1 protein-coding gene is annotated in these 1438 nt (G+C 67.5%); it reads left to right on the top strand.

Annotation, left to right across the window (positions count from 1 at the left end):
* The first annotated feature begins 138 nt into the window (after positions 1-138).
* Positions 139-1383, top strand: coding sequence for an IS256 family transposase (locus tag ACGFK0_RS37655; RefSeq protein WP_392913565.1), 1245 nt, complete (start codon positions 139-141; stop codon positions 1381-1383).
* Positions 1384-1438 lie beyond the last annotated feature (55 nt).

The raw sequence follows: 1438 nt of genomic DNA, 5'->3' as shown, positions 1-1438 counted from the left end.
GTTCACGTCCACGGGAGTGGTGTATGGGGCGGGTGTGACCTGTGACCGGTTCGTGTCGTGATGGGCGAGTCCCCGTGACATGAGGACGGCCACCTCGTGATCCTTCGAATCGACCAAGAAGCGAAGGAAGGGTACGAAGTGGCCGTCAATGACATTGTGCCGGTTGTCACCGAGGAGTTCGAGGACACCCTGGCCTCGGCGAGTCCGGACCTGCTGCGGACGATGATCCGCGAGATGGCGCAGCGGATGATGGACGCCGAGGTCGAGACCCTGTGCGGGGCCGGGTACGGCGAGGTCAGCGCCGATCGGGTGAACTCCCGCAACGGGTATCGGCGCCGTGAGTGGGACACCCGGGCGGGGACGATCGAGCTGGCGGTGCCCAAGCTGCGGTCGGGGTCGTACTACCCCGAGTGGCTGCTGGAGCGGCGCCGGCGGGCCGAGCGGGCGCTGGCCAGCGTGGTCGCCACCTCATACCTGCTGGGCGTGTCGACCCGGCGGGTGGAGAAGCTCGCCGAGCAGCTGGGCGTCACCCGGCTGAGCAAGTCGCAGGTCAGCCTCATGGCCCGTGAACTGGACGAGATGGTCGCCGACTTCCGGAACCGGCCGCTTGACCAGGGGCCCTACACGTTCGTGTGGATCGACGCGTTGACGCAGAAAGTGCGTGAGGGCGGCCGGACGGTGACGGTGCACGTGCTGATCGCCACGGGTGTGAACGCCGACGGGCACCGCGAGATCCTTGGCGTCGACGTGGTGTCGTCCGAGGACGGCGCCGGGTGGCTGGCGTTCCTGCGCGGGCTGGTCGCCCGCGGCCTGTCGGGGGTGAAGATGGTGACCTCCGACTGCCACGCCGGGCTGCGCGACGCGATCGCCTCCACGCTGCCGGGCGCGTCCTGGCAGCGGTGCCGGACCCACTACCACCGCAACCTGGGCTCGCGCGTCCCCAAGTCGGCTCAGCCGTGGGTGTCGACGCTGGTGCGCACCATCTTCGAGCAGCCCGACCGCGACGCCGTCTACGCCCAGCACCGCCAGGTCGTGACCGCGCTGGAGGCCAAGTTCCCGGCCGCGGCCGAACACCTGGACGAGGCCCGCGAGGACATCCTGGCCTTCACCGCCTTCCCCAAGCAGGTGTGGAAGCAGGTGTGGAGCAACAACCCCCAGGAGCGCCTGAACAAGGAGGTCAGGAGACGGACCGACGTGGTCGGCATCTTTCCCGACCGGACCGCCATCATCCGCCTGGTCGGCGCCGTGCTGGCCGAACAGAACGACGAATGGACCGAGCAGCGCCGCTACATGGGCGTCGAAATCCTCGCCGCATGCCAGAAAGTCGACACCGAAACCGACACCAATGATGCCGATGTGACAATTGAGGCAATTGGTGCTTAACTAGTTAATAGATCGCGAGGTGGCCTTCTCATACACCACCCGCCTGGACGTGGCC

The organism is Spirillospora sp. NPDC048823 (assembly GCF_043198445.1).
Classification (GTDB): Bacteria; Actinomycetota; Actinomycetes; order Streptosporangiales; family Streptosporangiaceae; genus Spirillospora.
Note: the sequence above shows the minus strand (reverse complement) of the source record. Positions and strands in the feature narration are given on the sequence as shown.